The organism is Ruminococcus sp. FMBCY1, assembly GCF_023921805.1.
GTDB lineage: Bacteria > Bacillota > Clostridia > Oscillospirales > Acutalibacteraceae > Ruminococcoides > Ruminococcoides intestinale_A.
Window position 1 is genome coordinate 1,522,172 of the sequence record NZ_CP074197.1, and the last position, 24,695, is coordinate 1,546,866.

At 41.8% G+C, this 24,695-nt stretch carries 18 protein-coding genes and 3 tRNA genes; 3 read left to right on the top strand and 18 right to left on the bottom strand.

Annotated features, from left to right (window positions below; translation table 11 throughout):
- Positions 1 to 39 precede the first annotated feature (39 nt).
- The 12 genes from KGF34_RS07565 to nifJ form a co-directional block, all read right to left on the bottom strand.
- The gene (locus KGF34_RS07565) at positions 40 to 300 is read right to left on the bottom strand and encodes a hypothetical protein (protein ID WP_252558608.1); all 261 of its coding nucleotides are present in this window, start codon (positions 298 to 300) and stop codon (positions 40 to 42) included.
- Positions 301 to 667: 367 nt separating this feature from the next.
- Positions 668 to 865 (bottom strand): hypothetical protein, encoded by a 198-nt coding sequence (locus tag KGF34_RS07570; RefSeq protein WP_252558609.1) that lies wholly within the window; start codon positions 863 to 865, stop codon positions 668 to 670.
- Between the two features lie 199 nt (positions 866 to 1,064).
- Positions 1,065 to 2,333, bottom strand: coding sequence for an SPFH domain-containing protein (locus KGF34_RS07575; protein WP_186935541.1), 1,269 nt, complete (start codon positions 2,331 to 2,333; stop codon positions 1,065 to 1,067).
- Positions 2,334 to 2,571: 238 nt separating this feature from the next.
- Positions 2,572 to 3,384 (bottom strand): zinc ribbon domain-containing protein, encoded by an 813-nt coding sequence (locus KGF34_RS07580; RefSeq protein ID WP_252558610.1) that lies wholly within the window; start codon positions 3,382 to 3,384, stop codon positions 2,572 to 2,574.
- Positions 3,385 to 3,387: 3 nt separating this feature from the next.
- Positions 3,388 to 5,163 (bottom strand): aspartate--tRNA ligase, encoded by a 1,776-nt coding sequence (aspS, locus tag KGF34_RS07585; RefSeq protein WP_195410664.1) that lies wholly within the window; start codon positions 5,161 to 5,163, stop codon positions 3,388 to 3,390.
- 34 nt (positions 5,164 to 5,197) lie between these two features.
- On the bottom strand, positions 5,198 to 6,493 hold the full coding sequence (hisS, locus tag KGF34_RS07590; protein WP_022235334.1) for a histidine--tRNA ligase: 1,296 nt from the start codon (positions 6,491 to 6,493) through the stop codon (positions 5,198 to 5,200).
- A gap of 98 nt (positions 6,494 to 6,591) precedes the next feature.
- Positions 6,592 to 6,987 (bottom strand): methylglyoxal synthase, encoded by a 396-nt coding sequence (locus tag KGF34_RS07595; RefSeq protein WP_022235333.1) that lies wholly within the window; start codon positions 6,985 to 6,987, stop codon positions 6,592 to 6,594.
- Between the two features lie 30 nt (positions 6,988 to 7,017).
- On the bottom strand, positions 7,018 to 7,758 hold the full coding sequence (locus tag KGF34_RS07600) for a septum site-determining protein MinD (RefSeq protein WP_022235332.1): 741 nt from the start codon (positions 7,756 to 7,758) through the stop codon (positions 7,018 to 7,020).
- An 878-nt stretch (positions 7,759 to 8,636) separates the two neighbouring features.
- Positions 8,637 to 8,724 (bottom strand) — tRNA-Leu (locus tag KGF34_RS07605).
- A gap of 8 nt (positions 8,725 to 8,732) precedes the next feature.
- Positions 8,733 to 8,807: transfer RNA gene (locus KGF34_RS07610), tRNA-Glu, on the bottom strand.
- Between the two features lie 3 nt (positions 8,808 to 8,810).
- A tRNA-Met gene (locus tag KGF34_RS07615) sits at positions 8,811 to 8,887 on the bottom strand.
- Between the two features lie 318 nt (positions 8,888 to 9,205).
- Positions 9,206 to 12,766, bottom strand: a complete 3,561-nt coding sequence (gene nifJ, locus KGF34_RS07620) for a pyruvate:ferredoxin (flavodoxin) oxidoreductase (RefSeq protein ID WP_252558611.1) — start codon at positions 12,764 to 12,766, stop codon at positions 9,206 to 9,208.
- A gap of 505 nt (positions 12,767 to 13,271) precedes the next feature.
- On the opposite strand from nifJ, the gene KGF34_RS07625 reads away from it, so the two are divergent.
- From KGF34_RS07625 to KGF34_RS07635, 3 genes are all read left to right on the top strand, one after another.
- Positions 13,272 to 16,178: an acyl-CoA dehydratase activase gene (locus tag KGF34_RS07625; RefSeq protein WP_252558616.1), complete on the top strand. Its 2,907-nt coding sequence runs from the start codon at positions 13,272 to 13,274 to the stop codon at positions 16,176 to 16,178.
- A gap of 26 nt (positions 16,179 to 16,204) precedes the next feature.
- Positions 16,205 to 17,506, top strand: coding sequence for a 2-hydroxyacyl-CoA dehydratase (locus KGF34_RS07630; RefSeq protein WP_252558617.1), 1,302 nt, complete (start codon positions 16,205 to 16,207; stop codon positions 17,504 to 17,506).
- 250 nt (positions 17,507 to 17,756) lie between these two features.
- Positions 17,757 to 18,581, top strand: coding sequence for a hypothetical protein (locus KGF34_RS07635; RefSeq protein WP_252558618.1), 825 nt, complete (start codon positions 17,757 to 17,759; stop codon positions 18,579 to 18,581).
- A gap of 200 nt (positions 18,582 to 18,781) precedes the next feature.
- Here KGF34_RS07635 and KGF34_RS07640 read toward each other — a convergent pair whose 3' ends face one another.
- From KGF34_RS07640 to KGF34_RS07665, 6 genes are all read right to left on the bottom strand, one after another.
- Positions 18,782 to 19,531, bottom strand: a complete 750-nt coding sequence (locus tag KGF34_RS07640; protein ID WP_022234700.1) for a DUF6273 domain-containing protein — start codon at positions 19,529 to 19,531, stop codon at positions 18,782 to 18,784.
- A gap of 12 nt (positions 19,532 to 19,543) precedes the next feature.
- Complete coding sequence (locus tag KGF34_RS07645; RefSeq protein WP_252558619.1) at positions 19,544 to 19,987, bottom strand: C-terminal helicase domain-containing protein; 444 nt, start codon at positions 19,985 to 19,987, stop codon at positions 19,544 to 19,546.
- Between the two features lie 149 nt (positions 19,988 to 20,136).
- Positions 20,137 to 21,318, bottom strand: a complete 1,182-nt coding sequence (locus KGF34_RS07650) for a DHHW family protein (RefSeq protein ID WP_252558620.1) — start codon at positions 21,316 to 21,318, stop codon at positions 20,137 to 20,139.
- Positions 21,319 to 21,339: 21 nt separating this feature from the next.
- On the bottom strand, positions 21,340 to 22,734 hold the full coding sequence (locus KGF34_RS07655; RefSeq protein WP_252558621.1) for an MBOAT family O-acyltransferase: 1,395 nt from the start codon (positions 22,732 to 22,734) through the stop codon (positions 21,340 to 21,342).
- Positions 22,735 to 22,967: 233 nt separating this feature from the next.
- Positions 22,968 to 23,933, bottom strand: coding sequence for a M23 family metallopeptidase (locus tag KGF34_RS07660; RefSeq protein WP_252558622.1), 966 nt, complete (start codon positions 23,931 to 23,933; stop codon positions 22,968 to 22,970).
- A 39-nt stretch (positions 23,934 to 23,972) separates the two neighbouring features.
- Positions 23,973 to 24,671, bottom strand: coding sequence for an NUDIX domain-containing protein (locus KGF34_RS07665; RefSeq protein WP_022234695.1), 699 nt, complete (start codon positions 24,669 to 24,671; stop codon positions 23,973 to 23,975).
- Between the last annotated feature and the right edge of the window lie 24 nt (positions 24,672 to 24,695).

Here is a 24,695-nt window from a genome sequence, read left to right on the forward strand (position 1 = left end):
TGTTCTTAAGCCGATATAAAGAACACCGTTGTTGCAAATTTAAAAATGTCTGCCACCGCCGCCGTGTGATGAATGACTTGAACGGTGACTGCTGCTGCTCCTGTGACTTCTGTGCGACGACGAGCTTGAGCTTGAATTCGACACGGTAGTATAAGTCACATTTTTGTATAAAAACTGATCTCTGCTTTCCGTAAGGTTAAGCGAGCTGTTTTTAGCAAGGTCATAACTCGCACCCTTGCCGTTTTTGCCGTAAGCGTAACGAACGCCCAGACTGACAAGAAATCCTGCCAAGCCGCCCATCAGCATAAACACTATACCGTAGAGAAAGCCTTTTATAACCTTCTCAAGCGGAGTAAGCTGTGCTTCAATTATATTGCTGTAGCTTGCGTCTTTGCTTGTATCTACACCCGCATTATAGTATTGCTCAACCGTTTCGATAAATTCATCGCAAGCGCCGTCATAGTCGCCGCTTCTGAACAGGTCATAATACGAAGTTTAGGTATATCGTCTGTCACCGGATTTCCAGTGCCTGTACTTTTTGCCCCTTGCCGTCATATGAGAATCCTGTTGAGTATCTATGTACCAATATGGGAAATATACTCCTGTCATTTTCTCAATATTTGAGTCGCTTAAAAAATCTTTGGGCAAAAACTTTTTACCTTTTGTTTTATCCCATAAAAGCTGAAACAGCTTGTTCTCGTGACAACTTAAACGGAATAATTCTGTCGGGTCTGAAATCTCCCGACAATCTGCCCTTGAGCACAACAGGATTGTGGCAGTAAAAGCAGGTTGTTGCCGCTGTAGATGAAGTGGTAACAACCTCTGCGCCGCAGGAATCGCAATGGAACACATAACCGTCGTGCAATTCCTCTTTAAATTCCTGTTGGCTGTCAGCACCGCTTTATTCCCTTTCGGCGTAAATTTGCTGAATCTTCTCCGGAGAAAACTCCGAAAGACAGTATTCACAGCAAAATCTTTGCCTTTGCGGGTTAAAAGTAAGCGGTGCCGCACAGGATGGGCAGTTATAATTGACTGTACCCATTTATTGCCTTATCCCTCTTAAATTATTCTGCCTTTGTACCGCATTCAGGACAGAACTTCTGATTTTCTTTTAATTCATATCCGCAGTTTACACAGAAATGCTTTTTAGGTGCGTCAGGCTTTTTTGCGCCGCATTCAGGGCAGAATTTGCCTGTATTTACCGCACCGCAAGCGCAAGTCCAGCTATCTGCCGACTGAGGCTGTACAGGCTGTTGAGCGTTCTGCTGCGGCTGAGCAGGCTGTGCGCCGCCAAGCGGATTGCCCTGTGGCTGTTGAGGCTGCTGTGGCTGCTGATTATTGTAGTGTGGGTTCTGCTGATAGCCGCCGAGGATATTACCGCCTGCATTCATACCCATGCCCATACCCATAAAGCCTGCCATTGCGCCGTTTGAGTTTGAGCCTGCCGCTTTCATACCTTCGGCAACATTAGCTGCTACATAGCCCTGCTGAACCGCTGCGTCCGAAAGCATTGCGCCCTTGTTTCTCATATTGATAAGCTCTGTGCTCTCGTCATTGTAAGAAATGTTGATAGCAACTGCCTGAACCTGGAAACCACGCTGCTGCTCCCATTCCTGGTCGAGAGTTTTAGCCATATACTGACCGAATTCACGGGATTTACCCTTAATAAAGCTGATTCTGTAACCGTCAGCAGAGAAGTTGTTGATAGCAGAACTTAAAGCTGCCTCAAACTCTGTGTTATACTGGATTGACTTTGACTTGTAGTCAAACGGCTGACAAGCTGTTACAAGACCCTTGTCGATTACTTCCTGATAGAACTTAAGCGGGTCGGTAATCTTAATAGAATATGTACCGTGCGCACGGAGAAAAAGTTCTGCATTGTAGAAACTGTCGAAGTAGTTTACAACATTCTTTGTGCCGAAAAGAATACCTGTAATTTCGGCAAGATTGATGTAAATTACATACTGCGACTGTGACGGAATTCCGCCGTATTTAATACGGGAGAATGTTTCTTTAAGAGAGTCGCCAAACTGACCGCAGAAAAGTGACGGCATTGAGCTGTTGCTTACCTGGTAATAACCCGGTTCTGCAGTAAAGTCAACTACCTTACCGCCGTCAATAAGGAGCATACACTGGTTGTCATATACCTGAATAACCGAACCGTTTGATACGATGTTTGGTGTGCCCTTTGTGTTTTGAGATGTGCCGTGTGTTATCTTTTCACCGGGAACCATTGCGAGAGTTCCGCTCATTGGTCTTGGCTGAATAACCTCCTGCCAAGAATCTGCCAATCCGCCTTTAACCGAGTTAATGGCTGCTCTGATAATGCCCATAGTCTTATCTCCTTTACAAGAAATTTTCTTTATTTTTTAATTTTTGTGAGCTGATATAATTGCACTGAAACGAAGGTTTTTGCTTTAGATTAAATCTTCTTAATCTGTTACAGGTTTGTTTTCAAAAATGTTGGGGTAACAAATAAATTATTATTTAACACACAAGTTAAACAAAGCAATTTGCTAAACCATAATTCACTCTGATTTTCAACATTGCCTAAGTGCAATTGTTTATAAATTAATATGGTCTTGTAGCGTTGGTTTGTTCTCTTATTGACGAGAATTTCCACGCTCTTATGTTAATTTCCGTAATGCCTGTGCCGCAGTATTCACAGAATTTCTGACCTAAGTTCTTAATCGGTGCGCCGCAGTTAGGGCAATTAATACCAAGTCCCTCACTGCCGTTTGCAACCATGTCAACATTCTGTATGTACACAAGCTCGGTTTCGTAAACACTTTGAGTTTTCATATCCCTGCTGCCGTAAACCACACTGCCTGCGGCGTCGGTGGTATAGGCATAAGAACCTACAGACGATACAAACAAAATCCTTGCGGTTGCGCCGTCCTTTGTGTATCGTGAAATCTCCGTACGGTGAATTACAATATCATCGTAATTCTGCTTGTAGCCTCTGTTTGACAGGTCGGTAATAATACTCTTTACGCTGTCTTTTAAGGCTGTGGAGCACTCGCCGTACAAAAGCTTCGGATTTTTTTCCTCAATTGAGTTCATATAACTGCGCAGTACGGTTTCTGACTTTTGTTTGTAATCGTCATAGTCAAACTCCGGGAAATCTCTTTGTATTCTCGGCAGGCAAAGGCCCGTCATAGCCTGCAAAGAGCGTGGAGTTTCACTCATTTCCCTTTTCTGATTATTGATTCCCTGTACAAAAGAATCCGTACCGAACATATTTCTTGAAATCTGTCTGATTCCGTGTTTTATTTTATAGACTGCCACCGCAATGGCAATGGCAGCCGCTGCAATCAATACAAGTGTAACTATAAGTCCGACAGGCACACCTGACGAAACCGCTCCGACAAACAATTGATTCATCGTTTACTCCTGCGGTTTTACTGAAATTCCGAGAACATCGAGGCTCTCATCGTCAACAACGGACGGACAAGCTGACATAAGCTCGCTTGCATTCTGAACCTTAGGGAATGCCGTAACATCACGAAGGCTGTCTGTACCGCACATAAGCATTGTAACACGGTCAAGGCCAATGCCCATACCGCCGTGTGGCGGAGCGCCGTACTTATACGCTTCTACAAGGAAGCCGAATTTTGCTTCAATTTCCTCGTCGGTAAGTTTTAATGCCTTAAACATTCTCTGCTGTAACTCATAATCTGTAATACGCATTGAACCGCTTGAAAGCTCTGTTCCGTTAAGAGTGAGGTCGTAAGCCTTTGCAATAACCTTTGACGGGTCTGTGTCGAGGTACTGCAAGCACTCTTCCTTAGGCATTGTAAACGGATGATGCATTGCAAGCCACTCGCCGCTCTCTTCGTCATACTCAAAGAACGGGAAGTCAACAATCCAGAGGAACTTAAATTCATCGGGAATAATGTCGAGAACCTTTGCGACCTTAAGTCTTAATGCACCGAGAGTTGTAAGAACTGTGCTGTTTTTATCGGCAACAATGAAGATTACATCGCCCTTCTCTGCACCGAGTCTTTCGTAAATAGCGGAAAGCTCTTCCTCTGTCATAAACTTCTTAAATGATGCATTCGGCTCGTCAACCCATCTTACATAGGCAAGACCCTTTGCACCGATGCCCTTTACATACTCTGTAAGTTTGTCAATTTCTTTTCTTGTATATACAGACGCCGCATTCTTTGCAACAATGGCACGAACAGAACCGCCGTTTTCAATAGCGCTTGTAAATACGCTGAAGCCGCAGTCCTTTACGAGGTCGGAGATATTCTGAATCTTCATATCGAAACGAATATCAGGCTTATCTGAACCGTAGTTCTCCATAGCGTCGTTGTATGTCATTTTCTCAAACGGAGTTACAAGCTCCTTGCCAAGCACTTCTTTAAACAAACGCTTGAAAAGTCCCTCGTTGATTTCCATAATTTCGTCCATATCAACAAACGAAAGCTCCATATCAATCTGTGTAAACTCAGGCTGACGGTCGGCTCTTAAGTCCTCATCTCTGAAACAACGGGCAAGCTGAATGTAACGGTCAAAACCCGATACCATCAAAAGCTGCTTGTAAATCTGCGGTGACTGCGGAAGAGCATAGAACTTTCCCTTGTGGATTCTTGACGGTACAAGGTAATCTCTTGCGCCCTCCGGAGTTGATTTAATCATCATCGGAGTTTCAATCTCAATAAAGCCGTTCTCGTAGAAATAATCTCTTGCAACCTTTGCAATCTTACTTCTCATAATAATGTTGTTCTGAATAGGACGGCGGCGAAGGTCAAGATAACGGTATTTAAGTCTTAACTCCTCGTTTGTGCTTGTTTCGTCAACAATTTCAAAAGGCGGTGTCTGTGCCTTTGAAAGAACTCTAAGGTCTGTTACCATAACCTCAATATCGCCTGTAGGAATATCCTTGTTCTTGGAGCTTCTCTCACATACTATGCCTTTTGCCGCCAAAACATACTCACTGCGGCAAGCAAAAGCTTTATCAAAAATTTCTTTATCCGTCTTATCGTTAAAAGCAAGCTGAACAATGCCTGTGCGGTCACGAAGGTCAATAAAAATAAGCTGACCGAGGTCACGGCAACGCTGTACCCAACCGCAAACTGTTACTTCTCTGCCGACATCGCCGATTCTAAGGTCGGAGCAATAGTCGGTTCGTTTAAGTCCTGTCATAAATTCTGCCATTTTTGTATATCTCCTTAAATTAAGTTGTCAACGCTTACAGCTTAAAGCTGTCAACATCGGCAAGCTGAAGTACCATAAATTTCTCTGCAAATGTATCGTCAAGTACAATTTCAGTCTGCTCGCCGCTCGACATATTCTTAATAACTGCCTTGCCCTGCTCAATCTCATTGTCGCCGAGCACCATAGAGAACTTTGCGCCGATTTTGTCGGCATATTTCATCTGTGCTCTTAATCCTCTGCCTACAACATCGGTTTCGGCAATAAGTCCGCAGGAACGGACAGCTTTGATAATTTCAAATGATTTAAGCGACGCACTCTCGCCCATAACAGCAACATAGAGGTCGCAGGTTGACGGTTTCGGAATTTCAATGCCCTGTTTGTCCATAAGCATTAAAAGTCTTTCAATGCCCATTGCAAATCCGAGTGACGGCAAGTGCTTTCCGCCGAGCTCCTCAATAAGTCCGTCGTATCTGCCGCCGCCGCAAACTGTGCCTTGAGCACCGATAAAGTCGGTAACGAACTCAAAAACAGTTTTTGTGTAGTAGTCAAGACCACGAACTATTGTAGGATTTACTGTATATTCAACACCTGCGGCATCAAGGTATTTCTGAACGCTTGCAAAGTGCTCTTTACACTCGTCGCAAAGATAATCTGTAATTTTAGGTGCGCCCTGTGCAATCTTTGAGCAGACAGGACTTTTACAGTCGAGTATTCTCATCGGGTTCTTTTCAAGTCTTGAATTGCAGGTTTCGCAAAGCTCGTCTTTGTATCCGTAAAAATACTCCTTGAGCGCCTTGTGGTACTCGGCACGACAAGTAGGACAGCCGATAGAATTAATTTCAAGTCTGAGCTGTTTAATGCCAAGGCGGTCAAAAATAGACTGTGCGGCGCAGATAAGCTCTGCATCGGCAACAGGTGACTGTGTACCGTAGCACTCAAGACCGAATTGGTGGAACTCTCTTAATCTGCCTGCCTGCGGCTTTTCGTAGCGGTAGCAAGACACAAAATAGCTTGCCTTGATAGGTAAGCTGTCATTTACAAGACCGTGCTCAAGCACTGCTCTTGCTGCGCCTGCCGTACCCTCGGGACGAAGTGTAACACTTTCTCCGCCCTTTGTATCGAATGTGTACATTTCTTTCTGAACAACATCTGTTGTCTGACCCACACCTCTTGCAAAAAGCTCTGTGTGCTCAAAAACAGGTGTACGAATCTCTTTAAATCCGTAAGCCGCCGATTCTTTACGCATAACATCTTCAACGAACTGCCAGCGGTAGCTGTCCTTTGGCAAAACATCTTCTGTGCCCTTAATCTTTTTGGTGATTACTCCCATTATTTCCTCCAAATTATAAAACCTTTTATATTAATCGAAAATTCCGTATAAACACAATTATCGGGCAGCACAAAACCGCCCGACAATGAAATCGTTTTTTACTTTAAAATATTTCTCCAGTCAAGGTCGCCACGCTCAAGACCGTGAATAAGTACCTCTGCGGTTGCGATGTTTGTAGCAACAGGAATATTGTGCATATCGCAAAGTCTGAGCATATTCATATCGTTAGGCTCATTAGGCTTTGGATTGAGCGGATCTCTGAAAAAGAGAAGCATATCAACTTCGTTGCAGGCAATTCTTGCCGCAATCTGCTGACTGCCGCCCTGTGAGCCTGCCAAAAACTTCTGAATTGTAAGGCCTGTTGCCTCTGAAACCATTTTGCCCGTAGTGCCTGTCGCACAAAGGTTATTTCTGCTTAAAACACCGCAGTAAGCAATGCAGAACTGAACCATAAGTTCCTTTTTTTCATCGTGCGCAATAAGAGCAATATTCATACACAAATTCCTCCCTATATATTAAAAGGCTTATCCTTTAAATGCCAAGGGAACTCTTTGCCCCTCAAGCCTTCGTGCCAGACAATCAAAAACCGATGCTGCGGCACTCCAGTTAAGCCCTGCAACTCCACGCTGCATAATAACTGATATTCTTATGTCAAACGGTACAAGTGCGATAAGTTGAGTTTGTACCGCATCAATAACTTCGTCAAGGTCGGCATAAAAACCGAGCTCGGTAAAAGTTTTTCTGTCAAAGCGGTTTATAACAAGCCTTTGATTTTTTATACCCAAAGCGTCAAGCTTGTTTTTTACTTTTAATCCGCCTCTTACGCTTGTCGGCTCTGCGTTGGCTACAATAAGCGCCCTGTCGGCGGGCGTAGCAGCTGTAACAAAGCCCGAGCCGATGCCTGCGGGTGAATCAATAATAACAAAATCATAGTCAGCTTTTAATGTATCGACAAGCTGACGGAATACCCCGGGACTAAGCTCGTTATCGGTGTCAAAAGGTGCCGCCATAAGATAAAGATTCTCATTGTTTTTACTTTTATAAACTGCGTCTGTAAAAGAACAGTTACCGCTTACGGCATCTGCCGCATCAAAAACAATGTCGTTTTCCATATCGAGCATAATATCAAGACCACGCATACCGCAGTCGCAGTCGATAAGCAAAACTTTTTTGCCCTGTTTAATAAGGGCAACCGAAAGGCAAATGCACACTGTTGACTTTCCCGTGCCTCCTTTTCCGGAGGCTACAACTATAACATTATCCATAATACATACTACCTCTGAATTATTCTATCATATTTTTGTCAAAAGAGCAATAAAAGTAAGTAATTTTATCAAACAAAAATTATATAGACTTTTTATGCAAAATATATAATTTTATCGTTATACTTTTTGGGTTTTTACATTTTTACCATAATTTAATGGTAAAATTATACTAAATTATCGTTTGATTTTTTCTGTTATAAAATCTCTTGCGAATTTGCAGTCCGTTATTTTAAATGCAAGTACAGCTTGTATATAATTCTTAATTGCTCCGTATTCGGTTTTTATGTAAATAAAAATTTTAAAAATGCAGTTTGTTTTTAAATTATATCACCTTTTGCCGTCAAAACAAGTATTATTTTGGGAGCGATAAATTTTTCGGCAAAAAATATTTCAGCTATGTGCTTATGTGGCAAAAATCACTGATTTTTCAGGTATATACAAAATCCGCAGCAATTTATTTATCATTTTCCGCACGCAAAAAACAGCCCACATTTGTGAGCTGTTCCGAAGTATAGTTTAGCATTTATTAAGCAGGGTTTTGTAACATTCCCTGTGAGTCAACATTAATTGTAGCTGTGATTGTCTTTGTGGTTTTGTCGCCGGTGAAATATACAAGTTTGTAGGTTGCTGTGCCCGCTCTTTTGCCTGTAAGATTAAAGGTGTACTTGTTTGTCTTAAAATCGTAATTTACATTAATCTTTAAAAAGGTTGACCAAACTTTTATAATTGATTGGCAAATAAATTTGCTAAGCCTTAATTTATTAATGTTATCTCAACATTTAAGACAGAACAAATAAAGCCACTTTAACAAGCCGTATCTTAACTTAATTTTTATAAAAGCGAAAAGGTCTATTGTCTTACGACAATAGACCTTTTCATGGTGCCGGTGACCGGACTTGAACCGGTACGGTCGCAATGACCGAGGGATTTTAAGTCCCTTGTGTCTGCCTATTCCACCACACCGGCTAATTGTTTGGTGACCCGGACGAGAATCGAACTCGTGTTACCGCCGTGAAAGGGCGGTGTCTTAACCGCTTGACCACCGGGCCGTATGGTAGCGGAAATAGGACTTGAACCTACGACACCTCGGGTATGAACCGAGTGCTCTAGCCAGCTGAGCTATTCCGCCATCTGTTCGCCAACATCAAATCAGCAAGATAGATTATAATATAACAGCCCCAATTTGTCAAGGGCTTTTTAAAAGTTTTTTGAAATTTTTTTAATTTTTTTCAAAAAACTTAAAAGCATCAGTATTTTACTGCTTTTTTCGTGAAGAAAAACACAGAAAGCAACGGTTGCTGTCGTTTTAATACATATCTTTACGCTGTTTTTATTGTTAGCCGATAAATAATTTTTATTCTTAAAAATAAAATCAGTGCGGTTGCCCCCTACTTTTAAAGCAGGGAGCAACGCAAATTTATTAAATTTTATTTATTACTTTATAAAATTACTCTGCATCAGGAAGACTTGCAAGTTTTTCAAGGTGAGCGTACTTCTCTTCTGCAACCTTTTCAGCCTTAGCAAAGAGCTGTTCTGCTCTTTCAGGGAATGAACGGGTAAGTGAGTTATAACGAACCTCACCCATAATAAAGTCACGATAAGAAGCGCTTGGAGCCTTGCAATCGAGCATAAACGGATTCTTGCCCTCATCGGCACGGCGTGGGTCATAACGGAAGATATTCCAATAACCTGCCTCAACAGCCTTCTTCTCTTCCTGCTGAGCAATGCTCATACCGCCCTTAATACCGTGGTTGATACATGGAGCGTAGCAGATAACAAGTGACGGGCCGTTGTAGCTTTCAGCCTCTACCATAGCCTTGAGTACCTGATTGTTGTCAGCGCCCATTGCACACTGTGCTACATATACATAGCCGTAGCTCATAGCGATAGCGGCAAGGTCTTTCTTCTTAACAGACTTACCTGCAGCGGCAAACTGTGCAACAGAACCTACAGGAGTAGCCTTAGAAGCCTGTCCGCCTGTATTTGAGTAAACCTCTGTATCGAATACGAGAATATTTACATTTTCGCCTGATGCGATAACATGGTCAAGACCGCCAAAGCCGATATCGTAAGCCCAACCGTCACCGCCGAAGATCCACATTGACTTCTTAGCAAGTTCGTCTTTGTCGATAAGTGTCTTCTTGGCAAGTTCGCCAACCTTAGCGTCATCAACATTCTTTTCAAGCTCTGCAATAAGTGCGTCTGTTGCAGGACGGCTTGCTGTTGAATCGCAAACTGTGTCGAGGTAGTTCTGACAAGCTGTCTTTAACTCGTCGCTGTCTGTATCTTTCTGAATGTTCTCAACATACTCTACAAGTCTGTTGCGGATAGCTTTCTGACCGAGAGCCATACCAAGACCAAACTCGGCGTTATCCTCAAAGAGTGAGTTCTGCCAAGCAGGACCAAAGCCTTTCTTGTTCTTTGTGTATGGTGTTGCCGGAGCAGATGCACCCCAAATTGATGAACAGCCTGTTGCATTGGCAATGAACATTCTGTCACCGAAGAGCTGTGTAACGAGCTTAGCATAAGGTGTTTCACCGCAGCCTGCGCAAGCACCCGAGAACTCAAGGAGCGGCTGCTTAAACTGGCTGCCCTTAACTGTAGAGAACTTAAACTTAGCGGCTACTTCAGGCTTTTCGTCAAGAGTTACCGCATAATCAAATACAGCCTGCTCTGCACGCTGGCTGTCGATTGACTTCATTGTAAGAGCCTTTTCGCCCTTCTTGCCCGGACATACATTAGCACAAGCGCCGCAGCCTGTACAGTCAAGTGTAGATACAGTCATAACGAACTTGAGCTCCTTAAGACCGATCATTGGAATGCTCTTTGTGCCCTGCGGAGCGGCCGCAAGCTCGTCCTCTGTCATAGCAACAGGACGGATTACAGCGTGAGGACATACGATAGCACACTTGTTACACTGAATACAGTTGTCTGAATTCCACTCAGGAACATCAACTGCGATACCACGCTTTTCATAAGCGGCTGAACCGTTAGGAGCAGTACCGTCAACATGATCCATAAATGCAGATACAGGGAGCTTGTTGCCCTTGTACTCATTTACAGGCTTGAGGATACCGTTTACATACTCAACGAGTGCGCCCTCGCCCGGAACTACATCGCTTGCCTTATCGTCAGCGGCATTTGCCCAATCAGCAGGAATTTCAACCTTCTTGAGGTCTTCCATACCACGATCAATAGCTGCGTAGTTCATATCTACGATAGCCTGACCTTTCTTCATATATGACTTCTTAGCGGCTGCCTTCATAAGCTCCTTAGCCTTTTCAGCCGGGATAATGTCAGCAATCTTAAAGAATGCTGACTGAAGAACAGTGTTGATTCTGCCGCCAAGACCGATTTCCTTACCGATCTTAATACCGTCGATTGTGTAGAAATTGATATTTCTTGTAGCAAGAATTCTCTTCATCTTGCCAGGGAATCTTTCTGAAAGCTCGTCAACATCCCAAGGACAGTTGAGGAGGAATGAACCGCCTTCCTTGAGGTCGTCTACGATGTCGTACTTGTCAACATATGATGGGTTATGACAAGCAACGAAGTCAGCCTTAGAAATGTAATAAGTTGATTTGATAGGCTGATTACCGAAACGCAGGTGAGAAACCGTAAGACCGCCCGACTTCTTTGAGTCATAAGCAAAGTAGCCCTGTGCGTACATATCGGTATTGTCACCGATAATCTTGATTGAGTTCTTGTTTGCACCTACTGTACCGTCGGCGCCAAGACCCCAGAACTTACATGAATGTGTACCCTTTGGAGTTGTGTCAGGGTTTTCAACAATCGGGAGTGAAAGGTTTGTAACATCATCAACAATGCCGATTGTAAATCTTCTCTTAGGAGCGTCGCTCTCTGCGTTTCTGTAAACGGCAATGATGTCGGCAGGAGTTGTATCCTTAGAACCAAGACCGTATCTGCCTGTGTAAACCTTTACGCCGGCAAAGTCAGAACCGTTGATAGCAGCAAGAACATCAAGATAAAGAGGCTCACCGATTGAACCCGGCTCTTTTGTTCTGTCAAGAACAGAGATAGTTTTAACTGTCTTAGGAAGCTCGCTTAAAAGGTAATCTGCAACGAACGGTCTGTAAAGGTGAACCTTTAAAAGACCAACCTTTTCGCCTGCAGCGTTAAGGAAGTCTACAACCTCTTCTGCACAATCACATACAGAACCCATAGCAACGATAATGTGCTCTGCATCCTCTGCACCGTAGTAGTTGAACGGCTTGTAGTTTGTGCCGATCTTCTCGTTTACTTTGTTCATATATTCAACAACAACTTCGGGTACTGCATCGTAGTACTTGTTGCAGGCCTCTCTTGCCTGGAAGAAGATGTCGTCGTTCTGAGCTGTACCTCTTGTTACAGGGTGCTCAGGGTTAAGTGCTCTTCTGCGGAATGCCTCTACTGCGTCCCAATCGAGCATATCTGCGAGATCCGCATAATCCCACTCTTCAATCTTCTGAATCTCGTGAGAGGTTCTGAAACCGTCAAAGAAGTGGAGGAAAGGAACTCTGCCCTTGATAGCCGAAAGATGTGCAACGGCAGCAAGGTCCATACATTCCTGTGGGTTGTTTGAACAGAGCATTGCATAGCCTGTCTGACGGCAAGCATAAATATCTGAATGGTCACCGAAAATTGAAAGAGCGTGGCTTGTAAGAGCACGGGCAGATACATGAATTACGCCCGGTAAAAGCTCGCCTGCCATCTTGTACATATTCGGAATCATAAGAAGCAAGCCCTGTGAAGCTGTGTAAGTTGTGGTTAAAGCACCGGCTGCAAGCGAACCGTGAACCGCACCGGAAGCACCGCCTTCCGACTGCATTTCCGTAACCTGTACTTCTCTGCCGAAAAGGTTTTTAGTGCCCATTGCCGAGAACTTATCGGTAAGGTCAGCCATTACGGAAGAAGGTGTGATAGGATAGATAGCAGCAACATCTGTAAACGCATAAGAAACATGAGCAACAGCGCTGTTACCGTCCATAGTTTTCATTTTTCTTGCCATTGGAATTGTCCTCCTTAAAGTATGTCAGCGACAACACCGTTTGCCGCATTTAATACAATTTTTAAAGATACATACTGTATCATAATAAATTTTAACACTTAAATGTTAATTTGTAAAGAGGTTTTCAACAATAACGCATATGTTTTCGCCCGATTTTTCTAAAACTTTACCAAATATTTTAAATTTCCGCATAAAACCGAGTTTTTCGCCGATTCAGGTGATTTTTAGACAAAACAAAAGTTTGTTAATTGCCATAAAACCGTAAAATTCGTCAATAATTTTTATACGCAAAAAATTGTTATACATACATTATGCGAAAATTGTATTATTTTGGCAAGAAAACATACAACTTAACGGCTGATATTTTTGAAAATAATAGTCATTTTTATTAAAGAAATTATATTGCGATTAAAGAATTAAAATTAAACAAAAAAAGCGTATAATAGTTTGGATAATCAATTGACATAATATGACTTTATATAACTTTATAAGGCACGGAGGCAGTATGTTGAAATTAGGACTTGACATTGGCTCAACTACAATAAAATGCGTTGTTTTGGACGAAGAAAATAAAATTATATACAGCACCTACGAACGACATTATTCTCAAATAACCGAGAAAATTGCCGAAATTCTCGCAACTGTACGCAGTAAGGTAAAGGGTGTTGAAAACGCAGCCGTTGCGCTTTCCGGTTCTGCCGGTATGGGCGTTGCGGAGTCAAGCAACATTGACTTTGTGCAGGAAGTTTACGCAACAAGAGTTGCTACAAATACATTTATTCCGGGCACAGATGTTGTCATTGAACTCGGCGGTGAGGACGCAAAAATTCTGTTCCTCACAAACGGTCTTGAAGTGCGTATGAACGGTACCTGTGCCGGCGGTACCGGTGCATTCATCGACCAGATGGCAACACTGCTCAATGTTCCGCTTGAAGATCTTGACGAACTTGCAAAGCAGTACGAAAAAACATACACTATCGCATCACGCTGCGGCGTATTTGCAAAGACGGATATTCAGCCTCTTTTAAACCAAGGCGCAAGAAAGAGCGATATAGCCGAAAGTATCTTCAACGCCGTTGTAAGCCAGACTGTCGCAGGTCTTGCACAGGGACGAGAAATTGAAGGTCAGGTTGTATATCTCGGTGGTCCTCTCACCTTTATGAGCGAGCTTAGAAACTGCTTTGACAGAACTTTAAACACAAAGGGTATATGCCCTGAAAATTCACTTTACTTTGTTGCCTGCGGTGCGGCACTTTGCGCCGAAAAAACAATTGACTTTGACAAGGTAATCGAAGAAGTAAAAAATTACCGTGGAAGCGGCAACTTTGCCTTTAACCCTCCGCTTTTCAAAGACGAAGAAGATTACAAAAAATTCTCTGACCGTCACGCAAAAGCAACCGTTCTTCAAAAGGAACTTAAAGGCTACAAAGGCAAGGCTTATGTGGGTATGGACGCAGGCTCTACCACCGTTAAGGGCGTTGTTCTCAACGACGACGGCGAACTTCTTTATTCAAAATATCTTCCGTCAAAAGGAAATCCTGTAGAGATTATCAAAGGTTTTCTTGAGGAAGTCTATGCAATCAACCCCGAAATCAACATAGTTTCTTCTGCCGTTACAGGTTACGGCGAAGAGATTATAAAGAACGCTTTTGATGTTGACTACGGCATAGTAGAAACAATTGCGCATTTCACTGCCGCAAAATACTTTATGCCCGATGTTGAATTTATCATCGACATCGGCGGTCAGGACATCAAATGCTTTAAAATTCACAACGGCGCAATCGACAACATCTTCCTTAACGAGGCTTGTTCTTCCGGATGCGGCAGTTTCTTGCAGACATTCGCAAACGCTCTCGGTTACGAAATTGCCGACTTTGCAAAGCTCGGACTTTTTGCAAAGCGCCCTGTTGACCTCGGTTCGAGATGTACGGTATTTATGAACTCAAGCGTTAAACAGGCTCAAAAGGACGGCGCAACAATCGAGGATATTTCCGCAGGTCTTTCCTTAAGCGTTGTAAAGAATGCACTCTACAAAGTTATCAGAGCGTCAAGCCCTGACGAACTCGGCAAAAGAGTTGTTGTACAGGGCGGCACATTCCTTAACGACGCCGTACTCCGTGCATTTGAGCAGGAAATGGGCGTTGAGGTTGTTCGACCTAACATTGCGGGTCTTATGGGCGCATACGGTGCGGCGCTATATTCAAAAAATAAATCAAAAGGCAACGGCAAGAGTAAACTTGCAAATAAAGAGACTCTCAAAAACTTTGTTCACGATATAAAGGTTACAAACTGCGGTATGTGCAGCAACAACTGCCGACTTACAATCAACAGCTTTGGCGGCGGCAGAAGATTTATTGCAGGCAACCGTTGTGAGCGTCCGATTACAAAGAAATCGCAGTCGAGCGAACTCAATATGTACGCTCTGAAGCTCAAACTGCTCGAAGAGTACAAACCTGTAGAGGGACTCCGTGGTAAGCTCGGTATGCCTATGGCGCTCAATATGTTTGAAATGTACCCGTTCTGGTACAGATTCTTTACAGAACTTAAGTTTGAAGTATTCCACTCACCGTTCTCGACAAGAAAGATATATCAGCGCGGACAGCAGACAATTCCGAGTGATACAATTTGTTTCCCTGCAAAACTTGTGCACGGACACATTCAGACTTTGATTGACGAGGGAGCAGAAACTATTTTCTACCCTTGTATGTCATACAACTTTGACGAACACCTCGGCGATAACCACTACAACTGTCCTGTTGTTGCCTACTATCCCGAAGTTATCAACAACAATATGAAAGATGTGCAGAAAATCTGCTTTATAAAGGAATACTTCGGAGTACATATACCAAAGCATTTCCCGCAGAAAGCATATGAGGCACTTTCTAAATATTTCCCCGACCTTACACTTAACGAGGTAAGAAAGGCCGCAAAACTTGCTTATGACGAACAGGATAAGTACAGGAAAAAGGTAATCGCAAAGGGCAACGAGATTATTGAAAAAGCCGAAAAAGAGGGTAAAAAGATAATGGTGCTTGCCGGCAGACCTTACCATGTAGACCCCGAAATCAACCACGGCATTGATAAACTTATTTCGAGTTTTAATGTAGCAATCGTCAGCGAAGATGTTGTATCTCCGAGGGTTGAGAAATTCCACACCAATGTACTTAACCAGTGGACATATCATTCAAGACTGTACGCTGCCGCTAAGTATGTTACAACAAGAAAGGATATGGAGCTTATACAGCTTGTTTCCTTTGGCTGCGGCGTAGATGCCATTACTACCGACGAGGTAAGAGAAATTCTTGAAAAAGAGGGCAAAATCTACACACAGATTAAAATTGACGAAATCACAAATCTTGGTGCAGTTAAAATTCGTATCCGCAGCTTGCTTGCTGCTATTGACAACGATTAACCACCGTTTGAAAGGTTGTGCTTTAAATGGCTGAACTTAAATATGACAGCAAAACAGGTCGTTTGCTTTTTACAAAAGAAATGAAAAAGGAATACACAATCCTTATGCCGAATATGGCACCTATTCATTTCAATATACTTCAGAATGTTTTTAACTACTACGGCTACAAGTCGGAACTTCTCGACACCTGCGGCCCTGAAATTGCACAGACAGGTCTTAAATATGTTCATAACGACACCTGTTACCCTGCGCTCCTTGTAATCGGACAGTTTATACACGCTTTACAGAGTGGCAAATACGATGTGCATAAAACAGCGCTTATGATTACCCAAACAGGCGGCGGCTGTCGTGCCTCAAACTATATCTTCCTGTTAAGAAAAGCGCTTAAAAAAGCAGGTTTTGAGTTTGTACCCGTAATCTCGCTTTCTTTCGGTATGGAAAAGAACAGCGGTTTTTCGCTCACACTTCCGCTTATCAGAAGATTTGTCGGCGGTCTTGTTTACGGCGATCAGCTTATGCTCCTTTCTAACCAGACAAAGCCTTATGAGGTAAATAAAGGCGAAAGTATGGCGCTTGTTGCCGATTGGAGCGATAAGATTTCTAAAATGCTTATCGAGGGCAACGGCTATACGCTTGAAGAAATTGACGAAAATCTTGATAAAATCACAAAATCTTTTTCGGAAATTAAGCTTAATAAAGTGCCAAAGGTTAAAGTCGGCATCGTAGGCGAAATTTATGTAAAATATTCCAAAATGGCGAATAACGGACTTGAGGATTTTTTGGCTTCACAGGACTGCGAGGTTTGTGTGCCGGGTCTTATGGGCTTTGCTTCATTTAAGGTTGACAACCGAATTGAGGACGCCAAACTTTACGGCGGTGCAAAGATTAAATCCACATTTTGTAAAATGCTGCTTGACTACCTCACAAAACTCGAAGCACTTATGATTGAATCGGCAAAGAAATATAACTTCGTTCCGCCGCACGAATACGCTCATACAAAACAGCTTGTAAAGGGCATTATCGGATACGGCAGCAAAATGGGCGAGGGTTGGTTACTTACCGCAGAAATGCTTGAGCTTGCCGAAACAGGCTACGAAAACATTGTTTGTACACAGCCCTTCGGCTGTCTGCCGAACCACATCAACGGCAAGGGCGCTATCCGCAAAATCAAGGAAGTAAACCCGAAAGCAAACATAGTTACAATAGACTACGACCCGGGTGCGCCAAAGGTAAACCAGGAAAACAGAATCAAGCTTATGCTTGCTGTAGCAAAAGAGGAGCTTAATAAAGAGCTTGCCGAAAAACAGGACGCAGAGCAAAAATCTTAACAAAAAGCAGTCCGAGAATAAATAAATCGGACTGACTTATTTTTAGGTTCTTTATCAAAAGTCGGAGTAAATTTGATTTAGCGCACGAGTTAAGCAAAATGATTTAAAAATTTAGGTCAAACCTTTATAATTGCTTGGCAAAACAGTTTGCTGAATAATATACCAAAAATTTAAAACAGAATCTTTTTAGAAAATAAACATCAACACTTACATATAATAATGTATGACAAAATTTTAAGAGGTGAAACGAGTGAAAAAAAATAAAAACAAGGCACAAAAGGCAAAAAAGCCGCACACTTTGCTTATCAGTGTTAAGCAAAACAAGGAGCTTGCCGCACTTTACTTTATACTAAGGCTTGTAATTATATTTATATTTGTTCTCAACATCATCCGTGGCAAATACGAAAGCGCAATGACTTGCGGACTTACATTTATACTTATGTTGATTCCGTCGTTCATTGACCGCAGTCTTCACATAGAACTGCCGAGCGTGCTTGAAACCTTTATGATACTGTTTGTATTCTCGGCAAATATTCTCGGTGAAATCGGTTCATTCTATGAAAAAATACCTTTTCTCGACACAATTCTTCATACGCTGAACGGTTTTATCTGCGCAGGCGTGGGATTCGGACTTACCGATATTTTGAACCGCAGTAAAAGGGTTAAATTTAACCTTTCCCCTATCTTTGTATGCCTGTTCTCGTTCTGTTTTTCAATGACGGCAGGTACAGTTTGGGAATTTTTCGAGTTTGGTGTTGACACTTTTCTCGGCAAAGATATGCAGAAAGACACAATCGTCACAACAATCAACTCTACCCTGCTTTCGGGCAACGATACAAACGCCGTTACCCATATAAGCGGAATAACCTCTACAACCGTAAACGGCAAAGACCTCGGCATCAACGGCTACCTCGACATCGGTCTTATTGATACAATGAAAGATTTAATGGTAAACTTTGTCGGCGCAGTTGTGTTTAACGGTTTGGGATTTATCTACCTTAAAAACAGAGGCAAAAAAGCAAGTTTCCTAAATAACTTTATCCCGAAAAAAGCCGAAGATATTACAGAAGAATAAGTTTAACAATCAAAAATCCGACAGTAGTAAAAACTATTGTCGGATTTTTTGTTGTATCCTAATTATTGGTAACATTGATAAATTATGACTTATCAAACTAAGTAATAAAATGTAGCCAATTAACGTTTAGATAGCACAGGCAAATGAATTTCAATAATTCTTTCAAAATAACATAATCACTTTAATATAAATAAGTTATGTTATTTTAAAATATATCTGCCCTCTTCTTTATATATTTCTTGCTTACCGTCAACACAAAATGCTGGCCTGATGCCATTCATATTGCATGCATTCGTGCTTCCAATTTCACCTTCCGGTCCTACTGCATATACACAAGAATCATATGTAGAATCCGCACTTCTTAACCACCAACTTACAGTAAACTTTCCATTATTCGTAGTAGCAAAACGATTCTTATTATCTTTAAAATACAACAATGGCACCCCTTCAACTCCGACATGCCCATTTTTTTTATATCCAAGTTCAGTAAAAGACAACAAAAACACTTTTCTTACAATAGTTATCACGCTATCATCTATTTGATTCAAGCATCGTTCATCTAAAATCTCTATTTCCGAATCTTGAATTAAGCAACGAGTTTGAATAGGTAAATTATCAAAAAACTCTCCCATTAAGTAATTATCAATTTCGCTTTCTTCATAGTAAGCCGAATAATCACTAACTCTTCTATTCTCTGGAAGAATTTCTTTTCTTAACAAAAGTGTTTTACCATTATAATCATTAGTTAATACAATATATGGAACAAATCCTGTTTTTTCTTCAATATATATGATTGGTTCAATTTTACATTTTTCAGAATACGCCAAATCACTTATTGTATTATATTCCTCGGTTACTGTTTGTCTTTTACTACAAGCATTTAATAGAACTCCAAGAACAATTGCTAATACTACTACTTTTAATACTACTTTATACTTTTTTCTGAACACTTATGTGGCTCCTTAATTTCTCTGCTTTTTACGTCTTATTTTTGTAAATGCCATACACATCACTATACTTACCATGATTACAGCCATTAGGCTCCAAAATCCAACTGCAGATTCGTCTCCTGTTGAAACAGATTCTATCTTTTCTCCTCCATTTTCATTTGTTCCCGAACCAGAATTGTTACCTGTATTATTATCTTTTCCCGAATCAGGATTTTCCGATTGAATATCAACAAATGTCAGGGGCTGTGTGCTTTGAGATACTGTTTTAATTTTCAGTTTATTATTATAATATTTTTTATTGCTGAAATCTATTATAGCTTTATTACAGCGATAATGATAGCTTAGCAAAATCTCGTTACTTATTGTATCACTTTTGTTTTTATACTCTATATAAAGCCACTTGCCCTCATGAATAGCTTTAAATATATTTCTTCCTATGCTGTTAATTACCCTCACCGCCTTTAGTTCTTATATTTCACTGAAATCATTATAGCATAAATATTTCATAAAACAACAATTTTATACTAAAAATATTAAAATTTATCCACGCAAAAATAAACACCCGACTAAAAAGCCGAGTGTCAATTTTACCGCTATTAATCATTTTACGACAGCCACGCAATGTCGGTATCGGTTGCAAGGTTATCTATGCCGTAGAGCACCAGGATATTATCGGGTTTTTCCTGCTGTGCAAGTTCTGAAATGCTGTTTTTGTAATAACGCATATCGACGAGTATTACCTCACTGTAATTTTCTGCAAGGAACGGCGCAAGACAATGTGAAAAGCTGTCCTTTACAAGGATAATTTTTCCGCCTGTGGCATTTGTATTCTTGATTCTTGTCATTGCGTGGTTTCCGTCTATGAATACAGGGTATTTATCGTCCTCTTCAAGATGATTGTAGAAATACATTGAGTGGTAATCCTGTTTTTCGTCGCCCTCAATAATCTCTACGCTGATATTCTTTTCGGTGTTATTTTTATTGTTCCAAATTTCAATGGTATCCGGCTGTGTGAGCCAAAAACCGCTTGTTGAGTAGGTTGTACCGTAGAAATCGTTGTACTTTTCGACCGTAAACAGGCTCTTGTCGGCAGGGGTTATTCCGAGCGACTTGCATATTTCCGTATAACCCGTATATGCACCTGCCGTTGTCCAATGATGGTCGGTTTTGTAGTAAAGCTGCGTGCCGTTTGCATAGGCATTTTTGAATGTGGAACGCAAATCCACAAAATCCGCACCGCTTTCGGTAAGCACTTTCTGTGCGTTCTCGATTTTTTCGTCATCTGTATATGTATCGTGAACCGCAGGAAGAACATCATTTGCGATGTAGCCTGTTGACGGCACAAGTGTTACCGTTACGGGAACATCGACTGATTTCGCAAAATCTGCGATTGTCTGCACATTGCTCTCAAGTGTGTCGGTATCAAGTATCGGCTTATTTATAAGGTAGCCGTTCTTACAATTGTAAACACCGTCTGCGCCGTTGTTGCCGACAGAGAGATTAAAGTAAGCGTTTGCGCCTACCCATTGGGTACGCATAGGAAAATGGTCGGCAAAGTATTTTTCAAAATCAGTGCCGAATTTGCCGTCAAGCACAGAATTTACCGACACTGTCGGGAATTTTTGCAAATATCTTTTTTCGCTTGAGCTGTAATCCGCTTTTGGATTTATCAAAAACCAGATTGCAAAGCCGAATATAAAAATTATAAATACAAAGCTCGGCAGATGTCGGCAGACAGGCTTTGAGGATTCCATATGTTTTGCTGAATGTTTTGCTGCATATTTCATAAATACTCTCCTTTCCTACCGTTAAAATCTGAAATATAGGAACGGGTTATAGCTCTGATTTACAAGTGAGGCTGTGCAAAGTACAAGCACAATTGCAACAAATGCGGTCTGCGCAAAACCGATATACTTTGTATTCTGTACCTTTGCATAAAGCTTTGCCGCAAGCGGTGTGCTTGCAACAGCCGCTGCAATGATAAGCGGCAGGTACGAAAGTATAAGATTTAAAGCCTGCTCGCCGCAGATACCGTTGCCGAAGTTAAACAAATCTCCGAGGAATGTACCGAGCTTGCTCATATCTGTAAAGTAGAAAAGTCCCCAGCCGATAACTACTATAAACATTGTGTAGATATGCTGAATTGCCGATGGCAGTTTGTCGAGAACCTTTTTGAAAACAAATTTTTCAAAAATAAGCAAAACGCCGTAGTAAAGTCCCCATAATACAAAGTTCCATGACGCACCATGCCAAATGCCTGTAAGTCCCCACACAATGAGGAGGTTAAGCACCTGTCTTTTTACGCCCTTTCTGTTGCCGCCGAGCGGAATATAAACATATTCCTTAAACCATGTGGAAAGCGAAATGTGCCATCTTCTCCAAAACTCGGTAACAGATTTTGAAATGTACGGATAGTTAAAGTTTTTGAGGAACTCAAAGCCGAGCATATTGCCGAGACCGCAAGCCATATCGGAATAACCCGAAAAGTCAAAATAAAGCTGAAAGCTGTACGCTATAATTCCTACCCAAGTGCCGACAACGCCGTTTTCGTCGGTTGTGGCAAACATTGCCGTGCTAAGATTACCCATCTGATTTGCAATCAAAACTTTCTTGCCAAGACCGATTATAAACAGATTTACACCCTTTGTAAACTCGTCCAAGGTTTCTTTTCTGTTTGTGAGCTGTTCGGCAACATCACGGTAACGAACGATAGGGCCTGCAATCAACTGCGGAAAAAGCGCTACATATGTACCGAAGTTAATCGGATTTTTGGATACGGGCGCATCGCCTCTGTAAACATCAATTACATAACTCATTGTCTGGAATGTATAGAAGCTGATACCGATCGGCAAAGAAATCTGCGGAGTCGGCAGATTCAGGAACGGCAGCATATTAACGGTTTCCACAATCATTCCCGTGTACTTAAACACAGCGAGTGTGCCGATGTCGATAACGCAGGTAAGTATCAGCACAAGTTTCCGCTTTTTCGGGTCATCTTTAAATTTATCTACAAGGTATCCGCCTATGTAGTTTACGGCTATGTTTATGAGCATAAGCACGATAAGTTTCGGCTCGCCCCAGCCGTAGAACAAAAGGTTTATAAAGAACAGAAAAATGTTTCTGCCTTTTCTCGGCACAATGTAATATATGAGCAGAGTAAGCGGCAGATACGCAAACATAAATACAAGGCTTGAAAAAACCAATCTGTATACCCCCAAATATTCTATAAAATAAGTACAAAATCAAGCGTTATATATCCTTTTTAACCTGACAATTCATTGCTCTGAACGCAATATAATAATTGTCGGGATTTGCACACCATAAAATACCCTCACCGCTTTTGGTGAGGGCGATTACTGTTTATTTTACATTATTTTTATGGTACAGTCAATGAAATTAAAGCAAATATAATTGCTGTCCTCGAATTTTGGCATTATCAACTAATTTCTTTAAAAGAAAACTCTCTTTTAAACTCTTTTGTTTCACTGTTTCTGACGGTTGAGCTTTTATGCTGTTCAAGGGTACTTATGAGTGCGTACATATCCACCCATATTTCGTTGTCGCTTTCCTTTTGGCTTTCGTCAAAAACAAGCTCAAGCCCTATATGGAGATGGCTTTCGGTAATTCCGTTTATGTTTTCGGTATCGCTGTAACCTGTTCTGCCCACATAGCCTATAACATCGCCTGCCGTAACCGTATCGCCCTCCTTGAGGTTCTCAGCATAGGGGCGGTTCTGCCGCAAATGCGCATAATACCAATACCTTTTATTGTCAAGCGAGCGTATGCCGATTCGCCAACCGCCGTATCTGTTCCAGCCGAGGCACTCGACCTTGCCCGATTCAACGGCTATAACGGGAGTACCGACTGCCGACATCAGGTCGTGTCCCAAATGCGGTCTTGTGTATCCGAATGTCCGCTTTGCACCGAAGTCATCGTAATGCGAATACGGAAAAGTCTTTGCAATCGGCGAAAACCACCGCACTCCGTAGTCCTGCTTTATACTGCCGTCAGACTGTTCTTCCTCAAAATTTCCAACCATACCGCTGAGCACTGCCGTATATACATTATAATAATATGTATAGTATTTCATATCCTTGGTAAGCTCGGCTATTGTTTTGCCGTCTTTCAGCTTTTCGCAGAGGTTATCCATATCGCTTTGCTTGTATTTTGAAAAATCGCCGCCGTATTTTGCGCCGAGGTACGATAAAATTTCTATATAATTCAGTTTGGTATCTTCCGACTGTGAAGAAACATCGTAACTGACGGCTTTTTGCAGAGCGTCTGCCGTAACATTAAATTCCGCATACTTTATAAAATTATCGGTTTCCTTTCCGCCGACAATCGTCATAACCGAACAGGCAAGCACAAAAGCAGAAATAAGCAATAAAATAATCCGTTTCATATATAATCACCCGATTATATATATGAAACGGATTTCAAATTAATTTCTCATTAAATGTATTGCGGTTTCGGCTTTTTCTATAATTCTTAAATCGTTGTCATAGGTGCAAAGTTTTCGTGCCTGCTGGAGGTCAACCCAGATGTAACTGTCGATTTCTTCCTCCTGAATTTTTACGCTGTCGGTAAACGCCTGTGCAAGGAAGAACACTACCCGCTTGCGAATTTTGCCGAACGGGCAATACTCGCTGATTTCTCTAAATCCCTTTGCAAGGGTAACATCAAGCCCTGTTTCCTCTTTGATTTCTCTCAAAGCGGTTTCCTGCTCGTTTTCGTCGTTTTCTATATGACCTTTCGGAAAGCTCCAATATCTGCCGTTGCTGTTCTTCACAAGCAATACCTTTGTATTCTGCTTGTTGCGGTAAAAAATCACCGCACCGCAGGATTTTTCGTAAAGACAGCTTATACTCTCCACTTTTACATTACGCAAGCGGGCAAGTATTTTTTTAAGCTCCGGCTCGTAATAAATCTCTCCGTACGGAGCGACTATGAATTTATCGCCCTTGAGTCCCTCAAATTTGGCAACGGCAATAACCACACCGTCAAAGTATTCTTCAACTCTGTCCTTGCGTGTAACAAGATAAGCGCTTTTGTTTGAAAAGGAATTGCCCGAAACATAGGCGGAGAAAAAACCTTTTCCGACCTTGCCAAACACATTTACTCTTACATTTTCCGCAAGCATTGCCGCTGCCTCCTTTCTTAATTC

Coding starts and splice junctions, on each gene's coding strand:
- KGF34_RS07565 (WP_252558608.1), bottom strand. CDS start 300: ATGGGCGGCTTGGCAGGATTTCTTGTCAGTCTGGGCGTTCGTTACGCT.
- KGF34_RS07575 (WP_186935541.1), bottom strand. CDS start 2,333: ATGGGCATTATCAGAGCAGCCATTAACTCGGTTAAAGGCGGATTGGCA.
- KGF34_RS07580 (WP_252558610.1), bottom strand. CDS start 3,384: ATGAATCAATTGTTTGTCGGAGCGGTTTCGTCAGGTGTGCCTGTCGGA.
- aspS (WP_195410664.1), bottom strand. CDS start 5,163: ATGGCAGAATTTATGACAGGACTTAAACGAACCGACTATTGCTCCGAC.
- hisS (WP_022235334.1), bottom strand. CDS start 6,493: ATGGGAGTAATCACCAAAAAGATTAAGGGCACAGAAGATGTTTTGCCA.
- KGF34_RS07595 (WP_022235333.1), bottom strand. CDS start 6,987: ATGAATATTGCTCTTATTGCGCACGATGAAAAAAAGGAACTTATGGTT.
- KGF34_RS07600 (WP_022235332.1), bottom strand. CDS start 7,758: ATGGATAATGTTATAGTTGTAGCCTCCGGAAAAGGAGGCACGGGAAAG.
- nifJ (WP_252558611.1), bottom strand. CDS start 12,766: ATGGCAAGAAAAATGAAAACTATGGACGGTAACAGCGCTGTTGCTCAT.
- KGF34_RS07625 (WP_252558616.1), top strand. CDS start 13,272: ATGTTGAAATTAGGACTTGACATTGGCTCAACTACAATAAAATGCGTT.
- KGF34_RS07630 (WP_252558617.1), top strand. CDS start 16,205: ATGGCTGAACTTAAATATGACAGCAAAACAGGTCGTTTGCTTTTTACA.
- KGF34_RS07650 (WP_252558620.1), bottom strand. CDS start 21,318: ATGAAATATGCAGCAAAACATTCAGCAAAACATATGGAATCCTCAAAG.
- KGF34_RS07660 (WP_252558622.1), bottom strand. CDS start 23,933: ATGAAACGGATTATTTTATTGCTTATTTCTGCTTTTGTGCTTGCCTGT.
- KGF34_RS07665 (WP_022234695.1), bottom strand. CDS start 24,671: ATGCTTGCGGAAAATGTAAGAGTAAATGTGTTTGGCAAGGTCGGAAAA.